This window comes from Rheinheimera pacifica, from assembly GCF_024809855.1.
GTDB lineage: Bacteria > Pseudomonadota > Gammaproteobacteria > Enterobacterales > Alteromonadaceae > Alishewanella > Alishewanella pacifica_A.
Window position 1 is genome coordinate 65,384 of sequence record NZ_JANUEM010000008.1, and the last position, 11,937, is coordinate 77,320.

General features: G+C 47.0%; 8 protein-coding genes and 1 pseudogene. 5 read left to right on the forward strand and 4 right to left on the reverse strand.

Features of this window, described 5'->3' with window-relative positions; translation table 11 throughout:
- Positions 1-8 precede the first annotated feature (8 nt).
- The 3 genes from M2404_RS11885 to M2404_RS11895 form a co-directional block, all read right to left on the reverse strand.
- Positions 9-1,970: a HAMP domain-containing methyl-accepting chemotaxis protein gene (locus tag M2404_RS11885; protein ID WP_259239959.1), complete on the reverse strand. Its 1,962-nt coding sequence runs from the start codon at positions 1,968-1,970 to the stop codon at positions 9-11.
- Between the two features lie 190 nt (positions 1,971-2,160).
- Positions 2,161-2,355, reverse strand: coding sequence for a hypothetical protein (locus M2404_RS11890; RefSeq protein WP_173500863.1), 195 nt, complete (start codon positions 2,353-2,355; stop codon positions 2,161-2,163).
- Between the two features lie 150 nt (positions 2,356-2,505).
- On the reverse strand, positions 2,506-3,159 hold the full coding sequence (locus M2404_RS11895) for a DUF2726 domain-containing protein (RefSeq protein ID WP_259239960.1): 654 nt from the start codon (positions 3,157-3,159) through the stop codon (positions 2,506-2,508).
- Positions 3,160-3,398: 239 nt separating this feature from the next.
- On the opposite strand from M2404_RS11895, the gene aceB reads away from it, so the two are divergent.
- Positions 3,399-5,003: a malate synthase A gene (aceB, locus tag M2404_RS11900; protein ID WP_259239962.1), complete on the forward strand. Its 1,605-nt coding sequence runs from the start codon at positions 3,399-3,401 to the stop codon at positions 5,001-5,003.
- A 295-nt stretch (positions 5,004-5,298) separates the two neighbouring features.
- Here aceB and M2404_RS11905 read toward each other — a convergent pair whose 3' ends face one another.
- The gene (locus M2404_RS11905; RefSeq protein WP_215395640.1) at positions 5,299-6,237 is read right to left on the reverse strand and encodes a LysR family transcriptional regulator; all 939 of its coding nucleotides are present in this window, start codon (positions 6,235-6,237) and stop codon (positions 5,299-5,301) included.
- Between the two features lie 227 nt (positions 6,238-6,464).
- Here M2404_RS11905 and M2404_RS11910 point away from each other — a divergent pair, with 227 nt between their 5' ends.
- The 4 genes and pseudogenes from M2404_RS11910 to M2404_RS11920 all read left to right on the forward strand — a co-directional run bounded on the left by M2404_RS11910 (position 6,465) and on the right by M2404_RS11920 (position 11,937).
- The gene (locus M2404_RS11910; RefSeq protein WP_259239963.1) at positions 6,465-8,060 is read left to right on the forward strand and encodes an isocitrate lyase; all 1,596 of its coding nucleotides are present in this window, start codon (positions 6,465-6,467) and stop codon (positions 8,058-8,060) included.
- A gap of 188 nt (positions 8,061-8,248) precedes the next feature.
- A pseudogene (locus tag M2404_RS20340) lies at positions 8,249-8,524 on the forward strand (winged helix-turn-helix domain-containing protein); the annotation flags it as partial.
- Positions 8,525-8,533: 9 nt separating this feature from the next.
- A complete protein-coding gene (locus M2404_RS11915; RefSeq protein WP_259239964.1) occupies positions 8,534-9,136 on the forward strand; it encodes a response regulator in 603 nt (200 codons plus the stop codon).
- Positions 9,137-9,270: 134 nt separating this feature from the next.
- Positions 9,271-11,937 (forward strand): PKD domain-containing protein, encoded by a 2,667-nt coding sequence (locus M2404_RS11920; RefSeq protein WP_259239965.1) that lies wholly within the window; start codon positions 9,271-9,273, stop codon positions 11,935-11,937.

Here is an 11,937-nt window from a genome sequence, read left to right on the forward strand (position 1 = left end):
ACTTTTTGTCAGGCCACTTTGAACTGAGAAGCTAATTGTTGTAGCTCGCTACCCAAGCGGCTTAAATCCGCACTGGCGGCAGCTGTTTCTTCACTGGCCGTGGCAGATTGATCGGCAACGTCACGAATACTGAAAATGCTGCGATTGATTTGCTCAGCAACAGTACTTTGCTGTAGTGCAGCCGCGGCAATTTGCTGGTTCATCTGCTGGATACTGCCTACAGCACTGTTAATGGCATTAATCGCATCACCGGCATCGTCTGCACTTTCAAGGGTGCTGTCTGCCAGGCTGGCGCTTTTGCCCATGTTGTTTACTGCAGCTTCAGCTTTATGTTGTAAAGAACTGATCAGTTGCTCTATCTGTCCGGTTGACTCCTGAGTACGAAATGCCAGTGCCCGTACTTCTTCTGCCACAACTGAAAAACCTCTGCCAGCTTCACCGGCACGGGCTGCCTCTATCGCTGCATTCAGTGCCAGCAAGTTGGTTTGATCGGCAATACTTTTAATGACATCCAGCACTGAGCCAATATTGTTACTTTGTTCCTTGAGCTCAGTAATGGCTTGTGCTGAACTTGCAACTTCATGGGCCAGTGTTTTAATTTGAGCCATGGTTTTCTGTACTACTTTTTCGCCAAGCATCGCCTGCTCGTTCGATTCAGTGGCGGCGGTTGAGGCGTCTTCAGCACTTCTGGCTACATCCTGCACTGTGGCTGTCATTTCATTCATTGCAGTAGCCACTTGTTCGGTTTCTTCTTTTTGCTGACTAACACCGGCAGAGTTTTGCTGAGAAATTGCTGCCATTTCTTCGGTAGCCGTTGCCAACTGAGCAATGCCAGAGGTTAAGCTGTTAATTAATTTGCGTAAGCTTACACTCATTTTTTGCATGGCCTGCATTAACTGGCCCGGCTCGTCATTTCTGTCGGTTGGTAAATCTTCGGTAATATCACCACCGGCAATTTTTTCGGCTACAGCAACGACACGCTGTAGTGGCGACACGATCATTTGTGTGATCAGTATTGCAGCCAGCAAACCAACAATGATAGCCACTGTTGCAGCAGATATAATAATTATTTCAAGCTTGTCAGATTCTTTTGCAAGCTGGGTTAGTTGTCGATTAGTCGCATCTGTTGCCTGGCTTACAGCATTGCGGGCGTGCTCCGTCATCCGTTGTTCTGTAAGATTGGCCTGTGCTATCGAGGTTTTATATTGCTCAAATTGAGTTTGGTAGTTGTTTACTTGTTGCTGCGTGTCATATAAACGCTGTTTAAGTACAGAATCAGTCAACGAATTGGCAAGACGGCTTAACTGGCTGCTAAGAGTATCAATTTGTGCTTTAACTGCGGCCGCATCCTGTTGTTGCTGGCGCAGTACAAAGTTTTTTTCGTCGCGTCGTACCGACAGCATAATTTGCGCAGCCTCACTTGCCAGATTGGAAAGTTGCAGTGCCTCTATACTACGTTGGTCAGCCGTTGTACGTATTTGCTCTACTGCCTGGCTACTTAGTTGCTGTTGTAGCTCGTTTAGTGCTTTAACCGCAAAGCGTGCGGCAGCTTCCATTTGATTTTGTGCTTCCTGATTAACACCAGCCTGAGCAATATAATCGGTTAGTTGCAGCTGATAATTATTAGCGCTGTTTTCAAGTTGATTTAGCTGATCCAGGCTTTGTTTTGTTGAGAAGCCCGCCGCTGCTTTGGCTGAAAGTTGCAGAATATCCTTAATATATTGTCCTGCGGTTTCTGCTGCGGCCTGATCATTGCGTAAGATAAAGTTTTTTTCCTGGATCCGCGCATCACTTACCATGGTGTTTATCTGGCTAACCTGGTTCACCAATTCAAAACGGTTTACCAGATTATTCAGCGCCTGATAACTTAGAATGCTGATCGCCAGAGTGATTAACAAAATAGCGCTGAAACCACCAATTAACTTTTTACGCACACTTAAATTGTTTAAATTTGTAGTTATCATTCCCATGGGTTGCACCTTAAATGTTTAAGTATTTGTAAGCCATTGATTTAGATCATTATAATCAAATTATCAGATTACGCTTAACAAATAGAACTGCAAGGAAGTTTTTACCAATTAGTGAAAAAATTTGATCAGTGGCAAGAAAATAAAAAGGCCAGCAAGTGCTGGCCTTTGTTTTTATTACATAAAATATTACTTACACCGTAATATTTATATTTTGACCCAGGTTGCCTACAGGGGATGAAGCCTGTACCTGCTCAACCGATTGCATAGCACTTTGTACCAGCATGGTTGCCATTTTAGCTTCCTGGTTTTGCTGCTTTTTCGCCATTACGGCGCCCAGTACTTCAAAGCCCTGGTTTGACGCCGCAGCGCCAACGGATTGACTCATAGTTACCTCCTATGCCAATTCCTCAAGACTGTAACGGCAGGATGATAAATACCTTTAGCGTTTATTTAATTTTTAAGCATAAAAAAATGCCGCCCGTTGCAGCGGGCGGCATTCCAACTTAGCGCGGAGTGACTCATTTCTCCAGGTGCGTTAAGAAGCCTGTATCAGCGCGGTTTGTTGCGCTTTAATCTGGGAGTGCGACAGCGCTGGCACCGGCAAAGTATTGCCGCCTGTCGTTGCCGGTTTTAGTGAGCGTACCGGCCGGGTAGGGCCTTTTTTCACTAAACCTTTAAACATTGGTTCGGGTTTGGTTACTGTTTTACCTAACCGGGCTGCAATGGCTGCCTGAATATCTGCTGCGGTATAACCCGCTTTTATTTTCATCCGCAGGTAAGGTACACCTGCTGCGTCCAGTGCGCCGTTAACAAACCAGTCGGGTACAGCCTTGTGGCCATCTTTGCTGGTATTGTTAACTAAATCCAGTACCGCTATTACGCTAAAATCCTGCGGATCACATAAAACAAAGTCCAGATACTTGGTATTTAGTTTGAGCATGGTGCTGGCGCGGGCTTTATCGCTGGTACCATTTTTAAGTTCGATAATATCTGCCAGTTTTACCCGGTTCATTACTTTGTAATCGTTAGCCACGGCCTTTTCCAGCAGTTGCATAAAAGAGCGTTCTACCGGGCTGAATAAGCTGTTCTTCTTCTGCACCGGGAAAGGGTTACCACTGTCAATAAAGCGGCTGGCTACCATAGCCACAACGATGACTAACAGTAAAATTAACAGCAGGACAAATTCCATGCATACCTCCGACAGAAAATTGACTGAATGCCTAATGCATCATAATACTGCGATAAATAAAGCATAAGTTGTGCCATATTTTCTTGCGTAATCATCATTTTACTATTTATGCTGCGAATGGTTAGCATTGCCTGCATTAATACATTTTATAGTTGAAAAGCGCTTATAGTTAATGCCAGCCCTGATACCTGAAAGCCCTACCGGTAACCAGAGTACAGGTAGCAAAAAAGGACAGACTTATGACAACAAGCATCAGCCGTGCCGGTTTAAGCATAAATGCGCCGTTAAATGACGGTTACGATACTATTCTGACAGAGCAGGCCTGCGCCTTGCTGGCAGTATTAACCCGTGAGTTTCGGCCTCGCTTAAAAGAGTTATTAGCCGCACGCCAAACAACACAGCAACGCTATGACACAGGTGCTCTGCCGGATTTTTTGCCACAAACGGCGAATATCCGCCAGTCTGACTGGCGCATAGCGCCAATACCGGCTGATTTGCAGGACCGGAGAGTGGAAATTACCGGCCCGGTTGATCGCAAAATGATCATTAACGCGCTAAATGCTGATGTAAAAGTATTTATGGCTGACTTTGAAGACTCGCAGGCGCCAAGCTGGGCAGGGGTTATTGAAGGCCAGATCAACCTGCGCGATGCTAACCTGGGCACCATTAGTTATACCGACCCACAAAGTGGTAAGCATTATGCCTTAAAAGATGATCCGGCTTTGTTAATTGCCCGCGTGCGTGGTTTGCACCTGTGGGAAAAACACTTGCTGGTAGATGGCGAGCAAATTCCGGGAGCTCTGGTTGATTTTGCGCTGTATTTTTTGCACAACTACCAAACCCGTTTAGCAAGTGGCAGCGGTGTGTATTACTACCTGCCTAAGTTGCAAAGCCACCTGGAAGCAAAATGGTGGGATGATGTGTTTCGTTACACTGAGCAAAAGTTCAGCCTACCCATTGGCACCATTCGCGCAACGGTATTAATTGAAACCCTGCCTGCCGTGTTTGAAATGGACGAAATCCTGTATATGTTGCGCGAGCATATAGTGGCACTTAACTGCGGCCGTTGGGATTACATTTTCAGTTATATCAAAACGCTAAAAAATCACGCAGACAGAGTACTGCCCGACAGGCAGGTAGTTAGCATGAAGCAACCCTTTTTAAATGCCTATTCGCGCTTGCTGGTGAAAACCTGCCATAAGCGCGGCGCACTGGCAATGGGCGGTATGGCGGCTTTTATTCCAGCCAAAGATGCTGCAGAAAACGCTGCTATTTTGGCTAAGGTCACTGCAGATAAAGAGCTGGAGGCCAGTAATGGCCACGACGGTACCTGGGTAGCACACCCCGGCCTTGCCGCTACCGCTAACGCGGTATTTGCTAAGTACCTGCCGGGCGGCAAGCAGAACCAATTGGATGTCAGCCGTGCAGAAGATGATGACGTTACCGCAGCACAGTTGCTTGAACCTTGTGATGGTGAGCGCACCGAAGAGGGTATGCGCACTAATATCCGGGTGGCGCTGCAATATATTGCTGCCTGGATCAGTGGTAAAGGCTGTGTGCCGATTTATGGTTTGATGGAAGATGCCGCGACGGCAGAGATTTCCCGCACCTCGATCTGGCAGTGGATTAAACATGGTAAAAGCTTAAGTAACGACAAGCTGATTACCAAAACCTTATTTGCGTCTATGTTAGAGGAAGAGGCAAAAGTGGTACGGGCAGAAGTAGGTGAAACGTTATGGGCAGAACAAAATTTTGCTAAAGCGCAAACTTTATTGCTTGATATCACGACTTCTGATCAGCTGGTAGATTTCCTGACCCTGCCAGCTTATCAGTTACTTGATTAACCTGAGTAAACCATCAAAGCAAAAGGCGCTGACTTGCTGACAGCGCCTTTTTTATAGAGCCCCCTTGTTTTGCAGCGCGGAAAAGACCCTGTTGAAGGAGCCGGGGAGTGTCTGAGCCCTGCCGTAGGCAGTAGGGCGAGTTGCCCCGGCGAGTGAGGCTGGGTGTTTTACTAAGCCAGCAGTAAGGCTTCGGCTGCAACTCCCGCTTTGGCTCGCCACAGCAACTCGCTCACGCTTACGCACTCACTCAGACACTCTGTGTCGACCAAATCGTGATTCCAGCCTTCGCTTGTTGTTAGTTCAGTTCATCTGCCGTTTCAACAATTAAGCGGCGGAACCAGATATGGCTGGCGTCCTGGTGCAGCAACGGGCTCCAAATCATCTTCAGTTCAATGGATGGTATGGCAAACGGTGGGTCCATAATGGCCATGCTACTATCATTCTCGTACAGGCGGGCGGCACGGCTTGGCAGGGTGGCAATTAAATCTATGCCTACAGCCAAATGCATTGCCACATGGTAGTTACGGGTAAATACTGAGATGCTGCGCTGTTTGCCCAATTTAGCCAGGGCTTCATCCACCCAGCCCAGTTTTTGCACGTCTTTGGGGTCCATACCCACGCCCACGCCAAAGCCGGTTTTACTTACCCAAATATGCTGTGCTTTTAAGTAACTGTCTAAATTAAAGTTTTTCAGTACCGGGTTTTGTGTGTTAATTAAGCAAGAGAAGCTATCACGCCATACCGTTTTTTGGTGAAACGATTGCGGCAACTGATCAAAACGGTTAATCGCCATATCTACCTTGCCGTTTTCAACGTCATGAAAGGTGACATCGGACGGTGTCATAATATCCAGGCTGGTATGCGGTGCTTGTACGCGCATTTTCTTCAGTAATGCTGGTATTAATGTCGATGCCGCATAGTCACTGGCCATAATACGAAATACCCGCTGGCTGTTAAGCGGCTCAAAATCTTTGTTCGGTTGCAGCGTTTCTTCCAGTGTTAACAATACACCGCGTACTACCGGCGCCAGCTCGCGGGCTCTTTCTGTAGGCACCATGCCATCAGAAGTGCGCACCAGTATCGGATCATTAAGCAAGTCGCGCAGTCGTTTTAAGCCGTTACTCATGGCTGGCTGGGTGATATTAAGCCGGCTGGCTGCGCGGGTCACATTTTTTTCGCGCAGCAACACATCAAGGTACACCAGCAAATTCAAATCCATTTTATTAATATTCATTAGTTAAATAACCCAGCGATATTTCATAACTGAACTGAATCATAGCATTAGCACAGAGGCCAGCGTCAAGCTGACTTTGGTATTAGTTGTGTGAATGGTCGGCATCACAAAAATCACCTTTATGAATTGCAAAAATGAAACCTATAGTGTAAGGCAACAGGTTACACATCAGCCTGATAACAGTCAGCGTCCGGCAAGCCGGGCAATAAGCAAAAGAGGATACTGCTATGTCAGCTTACCAAGATGCAATGCAACAAATCGCCCGGCTACGCCAACAAAACGGCGAGGCCTGGAGTGCGATAAACCCTGAGTCTGCTGCCAGAATGCGGGCGCAGAACCGTTTTCATACCGGGCTGGATATTGCCAAATACACCGCCAGAATTATGCGGGCCGATATGGCTGCCTATGATGCTGACAGCAGCCAGTACACCCAATCGCTGGGGTGCTGGCATGGTTTTGTTGGGCAACAAAAACTGATCGCCATTAAGAAACATTTCGGTACTACCAAACGTAAATACCTGTATTTGTCTGGCTGGATGATAGCGGCGCTGCGCTCTGAGTTTGGCCCGCTACCTGACCAGTCTATGCATGAGAAAACTGCCGTACCGGCGTTAATTGAAGAACTGTATACCTTTTTAAAACAGGCCGATGCGCGTGAGCTGGGTGGCTATTTCCGTGAGTTGGACGCGGCGAAGGCTGCCGGAGACAGCACTAAAGTTGCTGCCGTACAAAGCAAAATTGATAACTTTGAAACGCATGTAGTGCCGATTATTGCCGACATTGATGCCGGTTTTGGTAATGAAGAAGCTACTTATTTGCTGGCAAAGAAAATGATAGAAGCCGGTGCCTGTGCTATTCAGATTGAAAACCAGGTGTCGGACGAAAAACAATGCGGCCATCAGGACGGCAAAGTTACTGTACCGCATGCCGATTTTCTGGCAAAAATTAACGCTGTACGTTATGCCTTTTTAGAGCTGGGCGTGGATGACGGCATTATTGTTGCCCGGACCGACTCGTTAGGTGCCGGTTTAACTAAACAAATTGCTGTTACCAATAAACCCGGTGATTTGGGCGACTTATACAACAGCTTTTTAGACGGTGATGTAATTAACGGTGCTGACGATATTGCCAACGGTGATGTGGTGGTAAAAGCCAATGGCAGGCTGTTAAAACCCAAACGCTTAGCCAGCGGTTTATTCCAGTTTAAGCAGGGCAGTGGTGTGGATCGTGTGGTGCTGGATTGTATTACCTCACTGCAGCACGGTGCCGATTTACTGTGGATTGAAACAGAAAAACCACATGTAGGACAGATAGCCGAGATGGTAAACCGCATTCGTGAAGTGGTGCCCAACGCCAAGCTGGTGTACAACAACAGCCCAAGCTTTAACTGGACATTAAACTTCCGCCAGCAGGTATTTGATGCCTGGAAAACTGCCGGTAAAGATGTGTCAGCTTATGACCGTGCTCTGCTAATGAGTGCCGATTACGACACAACCGAACTGGCACTGGAAGCCGATAACCGTATTCGCACCTTCCAGGCAGACGCAGCGCGGGAGGCCGGTATTTTCCATCACCTGATCACCTTGCCAACTTACCATACTGCAGCCTTGTCTACCGACAACCTGGCGAAAGAGTACTTTGGTGCAGCCGGTATGCTGGGTTATGTTGCAGGGGTGCAGCGCCAGGAAATCCGCCAGGGCATTGCCTGTGTTAAACATCAGAATATGTCAGGCTCTGATGTGGGCGATGATCACAAAGAGTACTTCTCTGGTGAAGCGGCACTAAAAGCTGGTGGTGCGCATAACACTATGAATCAGTTTTAAGTTAGTTTTACGCTACGTGGTCAGGTAACTGACAGTTTGGGCAGCCATTGGTTGCCCTTTTTTATACTCTTATGTACAGTTTATGAGACTTAGTTTACTGTCACGGTAAAGTTTTTTCTTTGCCCCGATTGCAAGGCATTGTATAAAGGCTATACCGCTATCTTTCTGTTTTTGCTTAATCATTACCAATGAAGTATGTATTTGATGAATTTGAACTTGATAGCACGGCTTTTACTGTCAGGGCAAAGCATCAGCTTGCTGAAATAGAGCCCCGCTCAGTTGAGCTGATATCTTATCTAATCCAGACCTGGCCTGATTACTGCGGCGCTCAACAATTACTAGATGCTTTATGGCCGGATACGGTGGTATCAGCATGGTCGTTATCCCGTTTAGTGTCTGACAGCCGTAAAGCTTTCAGGCAATTTGGCTATCAGGGGCCTGTGATACAAACAATGCACGGTAAAGGGTACAGGTTGGCGCCTGAGCTGGCAGCAAAGTTGCGTTCTTGTCACAATATAAAAAATATAGATGCAGATACCAGAGGCTCTCTCCTTTCCCGCCGGAAATGGGGTGTTGCCGGTATTATGTTTATGCTGGCATTCGGTGTGAGCTCATTAGTGTTATTTACGCAGCACGATGACAGTGTTCCCGTGCAGGCTGAATTTGGCAGGTCTGAACCTGCAAATACTGTTGGCCGGGTACTGTGGGTTGATGATCACCCTGGCAATAATAGCTCTGAGGTGGCTTATCTTAAGCAGAACAACATTGCGGTATATCTGGCGACTAATACTGAGGATGCATTGGTGTTGTTGTCTTTATATCAGTATGACGCTGTAATTTCTGATATGGGGCGTGATAACGATCCTCTGGCGGGTTTAAAATTATTGCAAAGAATGCGACAGAAACAGATCGAAACAGCCTTTATCGTTTACACCATGCTTTCTGAACACAGTAAGCCGGATGTTCTTAAAGCCCATAGTGCACATGGTAGTGTGTCAAAACCACAAGAGCTTTACCAACTCCTCTGGCCTCTGTTATTTGAAAAAGATTATGAGGAAGTCTATTTAAACTATTGATATTTATAAATTCAAAAGAAATCACAATTAAAAATCTTCGGTAGTATTCTTACTTTTTTTATTCTTCGTATACTTGAAAATGAACTGTGGCTGAATGCCCGGGATGTTGATGTACAAACAGAGGAATGTGAAGTATGGAAATATTGCAAAAGAAGATACTTGTTGTTGCAGCATCGGCATTGATGCTCTGTGCCTGTGGCTCAGATGACGATGATGCAGTAGCGGACGCAGGTGCAAATTTTAACCTTAAAGAGCGGCGTACGGTTGTTGTCAGTGGCGCGAAAGCCAGTGGTGAAGGGGATGTTACTGTAAACTGGAGCCAGGTATCCGGGCCAGCGTTAGTGTTATCGGGCAGCGATACATTAACTCCTACGGTAACAGCTCCCTCTGTTGATGCAGATGCGCAAGCCGTATTGCGTTTAACTGTAACAGACTCAAAAGGCCAGACAGCAACCGACGAAGTTACTGTAGCGCTGATAAACAATACCCCGCCGCAAATTAGCGCAACGTTTACTCCTATAGCTGAAAAAAGCGCAGCGACCTTAACAGCAACCATTACTGATGATGACGAAGTAGCTGCGATAAGCTGGCTGCAAACGGCAGGTCCGTCGGTGACGCTAACTGGAGCCGACAGTACAGAAATCAGCTTTACTGCCCCCGCAGTAACGGTGGCAACTACGCTGACATTTACAATAACTGCAACGGATGACGATAATGATACATCCCAGGCCGAAACCAGTGTGACAGTAGAACCTAATTTGCTGGCTTTTGCACTGGATGGTACGGTAAGCGGTGCGTCGTTTAACGGTGGGGCTGTTGTTATTTCAGGAGCTGCTGAGCCAGTAACGGTTACGGTAGGGGATAATGGCAGTTTCAGCGCAGAGCTTAATCTGGACGATGACCTGCTGGATACCGTTGTGTCTGTACAGGTTACATCGGCGACTAATTCTGCCCTGCGTTACAGTGCAATATACAGTGGTTTTGCTGATGCAGAACCCATTGTCGCCAGCTCTGCCAAAAGTAAATCCGCTGCCGATAAAGTAAAGGCACAGGCTGATGGTAGTAATGTTGTATCGGTAAATGCCGTATCGACAGCGCTTTATGCCTTACTGGTTAGTGCGAACAACGGTGCGGCGCCGGCTAATATTGAACAACTGGTCTTTACTGAAAAATCAGTGGATGCTCAGGCGCTGGTAGAAGCTGCGGCAGTAATAAAAATCTTTACTGATAACCCTGCACTAGCCCTGCCGGAAGGTGTTACCAATTTGACCGGTTTGCTGATAAATGTTGCCGCTTATAATCAGGTGGTTGAGCGGATTAACGCCGATAGCCCTGAGCTTATAGCGCAGACTATTACAGCTATCGCCGAAGATCCTGTCTTAACACCGCCACTGGCAACCGGCGCAGTGCCTTCGTTGTATTTCCAGACTCCGCGTGCTGCCACAGGCTTTGTTACCCGCTCTGGCGAGCGCTGGCAATTTGACAGTGACGGTAAAGGAAGCCGGACGACAACGACAGGTAGCTATGTTTATAACTGGACACTCAACAACGGTAAGATTGACGTTGCTTATACCAACCCGGTTATTTCTGTAAGTTTTGAAATGCCGGTTGTCGGGCTCGCCGGGTTAAGCCAACAGCAGGTAAACGCGTTGCTGGCTGACAATTATAATCAGGTTGAGGTAAGGCGTAGCGCTTCTGGTTCAGTGTTAACCCGCACTACGCAAGGGCAGGCGCTTGATACTTACCGGATAGTCAGTCAGAGTGCGGAAAGTATTCAGCCCTTAAATACCAGCGAGGGGCTCATTACCGCCCCGGGCACCGTGCGTGAAAGCATAGGCAATATTATGATGCGTAAAGTTGTCAGTGCTTCAGCCTCAACATTCACTGCAGAGACTATGCCTGGTGTCTGGGCGATGAACTCTTACTTCAGTAAAATGTTTGCCAATGGCACCGGAACAGACTTTTATCTGGATCCATTGCAATTTAATGCCGATGGCAGCGGGGTAGGCCTGGATACTGAACGTACATTTGACTGGAGTATTGCCAACGGGCAACTGACACTGAACTTTGCCGATGGTACAAGCCTGGTTAAACAAATTCTTGATCAGTCCGGTACAGATTTTTCAGTGTTTACTATTGCTTATAATGCAGCAGGTGCACTGATTGGTTCTCGTGCTGACTATGGTTTTAAAGTTGACGAAACTGCCAGTTTTGCTACTACAGCATTTGTTAACCCAGCAGGTAAATACTGGCAAACTACGATAAACCAGTGGACCTTTAACAGCTGGGTTGATGGTCGCCTGGTGTTTTGCAGTGGCAATGATACCAATGAGCAAGGCGGATGCAATTTTGGCAGCAATTATTTTGGCTGGCAGTTTGATAGTAATGCTACCGGCTGGCAGGCTGGCAGTTACCTTGACTTACCACCGGCATTTGAGCGTGCCTATACTGCTAACGAAGCGTTAAGTTGGGAACTTAAAGACGATGCCACGCTGAGCTTTAATTATGCGGTATGTAACTTTGATGCACAGCAGTCATGCCGGCTACGTGAGTGGCAGTTACTGAAGGTAGAGCAGGGCTTGCTTGGCACCAGGATATACGTCATTGAGGAAGACTTTATCCGTTTTGACCAGCAAAGTGACTTTGGCTTGTGGATTGGCACCAGAATGAATATTTATGAACAACTGGATTTTGACTACTGGAACAACAGCCTGGCAACGGTTAGTGCGGCTGCGGTAAAAACAAAAGTTGCAGAGCGCAAGGTACTTTACCCTGGCAGGCAACCAGACACTGTGAAGTAA